Below are 4,514 nucleotides of genomic sequence, written 5' to 3'. Positions count from 1 at the left end.
TGTAATTCCTCCTAAATGAGGATTCAATCACCCTCACGAAAATTTCCAGAAAATCGCAAAACTCTGAAAAATCTCAAACAAAATATCCAGTAAACCCCCATCCAAAAAATCTCCCATTAAACCTCCTACCAGACCCGATCCAAAAATACGTCAAATACTCGCGAATTTCACACAAAAAACACTTCGCCGATCAACGAAACCACAGATACAAACCCATACAAACGAAACAAAAACAACAAACAAAGTACAACAAATAACAACCAGACAAATTGAATCCTACCACCTACAAAAACATTGAATCCTACCAAACAAAAATCACTCAAAAAATCAATGTACAATATATACCAGGATTCGTATACAATAATATCAGAATGTTTGAACAGCGAATATTTGAAACCGACTTCAAAACCGCACTCTCCGAAGAACTCGACCGTCGCAGCATGACAATCCGCCAACTCTCCGAAGAAACAGGAATCCCCCCAGTTACGCTTTACAAAATATCCTCCGGGGAACGCGACCCCCGTTTATCCACCGTCAAAAAAATCGTCAACGTCTTCTCCCCGCACCATGGAAAATTCATCGCCCTTATTGCAGCAAAATTTCTGCTCGATGAGATAGAAGGAACAAAAGTTGACATTGGCGGCATCGAATACCGCATCAAAGGCTACACCGCCAACTCACTTGATGACTGTATCCTTGCCGCAGTTCGGGCGCGATACGACGGTGCTGCAGGAATCATCTGTGCTCCCATTCTCGCATCCCTTATCGAACGGCTCGTAGACGTACCCGTCGCAATCATGAAACCAGAGATGGACGCAGTCTTTACTGCTGTCGACTCCATTGCAAAAAGATTGTAGCCCCACGATTACATAATGTAAATTGTTGATTACATTCATATAGGTAGAGAACTAACGATTCTTTCATATGAGAGCAACCGCTCGCACAGCGATCCTCGGAACGCTTGTCTGCATACTATTGATATTTTCCTGTGCAGGAAATGCCGCAGCCGCGGAAACCACAACAAGCGGCCAGGTAATTGTAACAGGATACAGCTTGGATCCCAAAGTCTTCTATCCCGGGGACGAAGGCATTCTTACCGTTACCCTGAAAAACGCCGGATCCACTCCGGTTAACGTCGGCATGCCGGCACTTCTGGGTGGTCAGTTCCAGTACCTCAACAGCAAACAGATGGTTCCGGTCGGACTTCTCGGTGCCGGTGGGGAAACCGCCGTCAGTCTGCAAATCAAACCAACCGGTTCCACCACGGTCGGCATGGCATACCCCTACTTCTCTGTTGACTACACCGTCGAAGGAGGAGGAAGTGTCACCAACCCGGTTCGTGTACAGATTCCCATCGAGATTGACGATTCCGACCTGAGCATCCAGTTCATCGAAAAACCGAACATGATCTCGCAGGGAAGCATGGGCAAATACAAACTCCGTATCGGAAACCCGCGTGCCTATCAGATCACCGGCCTCACCATCTCCATCAGCGGTGATGGCATCACCAGCAAACAGGATGGATACTTCCTCGGAACAGTCACAGCCAACAACTACACCGATATTGAGATCGACATTGCTACAGCCGGCGATACCAACCTTATCGTAAAGTCCGAGTACCGCAACGGCAAGAACACCCACTCCAGTACCGTTGAGATCCCCGTCTACGTCACCGGAAGCAGCAGTGTCGTCATCTCCGACCTTGTTGCAACCAAGTACGAAAACAAATACAAAGTTACCGGAACCATCTATAACCCCGGTCTGCGTGACGTCTCCTCCGTCGTCGTCGTGGCAGGCCCTCCGGCAATCCCGGAAGGATCCTATCAGGCAGCACTCGGTGTCATTGAAGGCAATGACAACGGAGAGTTTGAACTCAGCTTCTCCGTCAGTGGTGAACCGACAACCGTTCCGATCATCGTAACCTATCAGGATGAGCTGAACATGTACCATCAGGAACAGAACGTTGTCAGTATCATTGACTACGATCTGACTCCGACGGAAAAACCGCAGACTCAGAGTTCACCGGTCATGATTCCTGCCTTTGCGGTTGTCGGTCTGGTAGCCCTTGGTATTGTTCTCCGGACCAGAAAATAATCATCATCCATGAATCCACTTATATTTTTTCAGCTTGCACTCCGTAATCTCCGGCTGAATAAATTCAGATCCATTCTGGCGATTCTTGGAATTACAATTGGTATTATAGCCATTGCAACGACCGGCATGTCCGGAGCAATTCTGGAGAACTCACAGTTTCAGTCGATGAATGAGATCGGCGAGTCGATCTATCTTCAGGTGAACTACACATATCTCTGGAACCAGTATGAGGAGTCCACCAACTACTATGGCGTAGTTGGTGGAATGATGGTCTCAACGTCTGTTGCAGCGTATGACAGTGGCGGGTACGTCCAGCCGAAGATGGAAGGAATTACCGACAAGCAGATACGGGAGCTGGGTAAGATTACGACACCGTATCCGGTGATTCCCTACAAATCAACGATGTCCACCTTCGAGGTTGTGGAGGATGAATACTCAGACAAGAAACGGCCCCAGAAAGATCCCAATGACTTCATGAGCAATTACGTCAACGTGTACGGTATTGAGAACAAGTATCTCCCCTCAATGTTTGTGCTGGAGTCCGGAAAGTACCCGAAGGTCAAGAGTGAGGTTCTGGTCGGTTCCAAATTTGCAAAGAAGAATGAGGTAACCGTAGGTGATGAGCTGATCTTCAAAGTGTACAAGAGTGGCCAGCAGAAGAACGTGAAGGTAAAGATCAGCGGTATCATGAAGAATACCGGTGAAGGTCTGATGATCTCATCCGATAACAGTGTTGTCGGGAGCGACAGCTGGTTTAAATCAAACTTTAATACCTATTCCATGCTGACAAAGGGATACGAGTCGGCCGTTGTGGTGGTAAAGGATGTCAGTGCCGCACCGGAGATGCAGGAGAAGATTGACGGATATCTGAACGAGAAGGGGAGCCGTGTGGATATTACGAATTCCAGTGCAGCAACACAGCCGGTAAAAGATATCATTGCTTCGTCTTCGAAGGAAATGATGTCGATGGGGGCCATTGCACTGCTGGTTGCCGCGGTTGGTATCTTTAATGTGATGCTGATGTCGGTTACCCAGCGGACGCATGAGATCGGTATTCTGCGGAGTATCGGTACCAAGAAGCGTCAGGTTCTAACGATGTTCCTCTGTGAGGCAGGGATTATGTCGATTGTCGGTTCTATTATCGGCGGTGTTCTCAGTCTGGTCTTTGCGTTGTTTAAGGCCCGCGATATGATCGCGGAGAGTGCGGCAACGCTGAACCCGAATGCGGCCATGATGCAGATGATGGGGCTTCCGGTTGAACAGGTGCAGGTGAGTCTTGCGGATGTGCTGAACTATACGTTCTCGGCGAATGTGCTTATGTATATTCCTCTGGGAGTTGCGGTCGGTATGACGGTCGGTCTGTTGTCTGCGCTGTATCCGGCATGGCGTGCGGCAAATATGGATCCGATCAATGCGCTGAATGAGCAATAATTTTTTTCTTTTTTTAGATAGTAGAGATATACTTTCAGCACCAACATAATGGAATCTTTGGATGGTGAGATGATTGATTAAGAGTGAGCGGTCTCTTGTGGTGCTGACCTGTTTTTTTGTGGTGAGTCTGATCGTTTCCAATATTATTGCAGCAAAGGTTGTTTGTATTGGATGGATTGAGATTCCTGCCGCGGTGATTGCATATCCGATTACGTTTTTGTGTACGGATGTGATCAGTGAGATTTGGGGGAGAGAGGAGGCACGCCGGACAGTGCATCTGGGTTTTGTTGTGCAGATCTTTTCGCTGGTTCTGATCTATATTGCAATTTATCTGCCGCCGGCAGGCTATATGCTTGAGTTCCAGAGTTCGTTTGCGGAGACGCTTGGTACCAGTGCCCGGTTTGTTCTGGCATCTCTGGTTGCGTATGGTGTTGCCCAAACGCTGGATGTGCATCTGTTTCACTGGCTGCGGGGACGATTTGAGCCGAAGTGGATGCGAAATAATGGAAGTACGATGGTAAGTCAGCTGTTTGATACGGTGATCTTTATTACTATCGGGTTCTGGGGCGTTGTACCAAATCTGGGGTGGATGATGGTGAGTCAGTATGTGGTGAAGTGGGTGTTTGCACTTGCTGATACACCGGTGTTTTATTATCTGACACGGGATCACGGCAAGCAATCATAATAATTTTCTTCTTTTTTGCGAGATAAGTATTCGTTCCGGGGCGTTATGATTTTTCAAAAAAGCTGATAGTACATTTTTACGGGGTTTTCTTTTGGAAAAATAGCAGAGACTCCGGCTCTGACCATCCCCTCTATTATACCGGAACATCGGAATTTGCCTGCGGGTATGGATCCACGGCACAGGACTCCAGAGACCATGACAGAACAGCATACCGAAAATATCCGGAGAAAAAAAGACGTGCGCCGCATACAGACCAAAGGAAAACACACCAAAATACGCTAACACGAACGAATCGCGCAGCATC

Annotated in this window: 5 protein-coding genes; 4 read left to right on the top strand and 1 reads right to left on the bottom strand. The window is 47.8% G+C overall.

Going from position 1 to position 4,514, the window contains the following annotated elements; translation table 11 throughout:
* Nucleotides 1-371 precede the first annotated feature (371 nt).
* The 4 genes from O0S09_RS09885 (at nucleotide 372) to O0S09_RS09870 (ending at nucleotide 4,210) form a co-directional block, all read left to right on the top strand.
* Nucleotides 372-857: a helix-turn-helix domain-containing protein gene (locus tag O0S09_RS09885; RefSeq protein WP_268923811.1), complete on the top strand. Its 486-nt coding sequence runs from the start codon at nucleotides 372-374 to the stop codon at nucleotides 855-857.
* 67 nt (nucleotides 858-924) lie between these two features.
* The gene (locus O0S09_RS09880) at nucleotides 925-2,094 is read left to right on the top strand and encodes a COG1361 S-layer family protein (protein WP_268923810.1); all 1,170 of its coding nucleotides are present in this window, start codon (nucleotides 925-927) and stop codon (nucleotides 2,092-2,094) included.
* A 9-nt stretch (nucleotides 2,095-2,103) separates the two neighbouring features.
* The gene (locus O0S09_RS09875) at nucleotides 2,104-3,525 is read left to right on the top strand and encodes an ABC transporter permease (RefSeq protein WP_268923809.1); all 1,422 of its coding nucleotides are present in this window, start codon (nucleotides 2,104-2,106) and stop codon (nucleotides 3,523-3,525) included.
* Between the two features lie 73 nt (nucleotides 3,526-3,598).
* Nucleotides 3,599-4,210, top strand: a complete 612-nt coding sequence (locus tag O0S09_RS09870; protein ID WP_268923808.1) for a queuosine precursor transporter — start codon at nucleotides 3,599-3,601, stop codon at nucleotides 4,208-4,210.
* Here the strand turns inward: O0S09_RS09870 and O0S09_RS09865 are convergent.
* Nucleotides 4,205-4,514, bottom strand: a 310-nt coding sequence (locus O0S09_RS09865) for a hypothetical protein (RefSeq protein ID WP_268923807.1), incomplete at its 5' end; no start/stop codon positions are given. The two genes, O0S09_RS09870 and O0S09_RS09865, sit on opposite strands and share 6 nt — an antisense overlap.

It is taken from the genome of Methanocorpusculum vombati, from assembly GCF_026891935.1.
GTDB lineage: Archaea > Halobacteriota > Methanomicrobia > Methanomicrobiales > Methanocorpusculaceae > Methanocorpusculum > Methanocorpusculum vombati.
The sequence above is the reverse complement of the archived record's forward strand: the minus strand, read 5'-3'. Positions and strand labels throughout refer to the sequence as shown.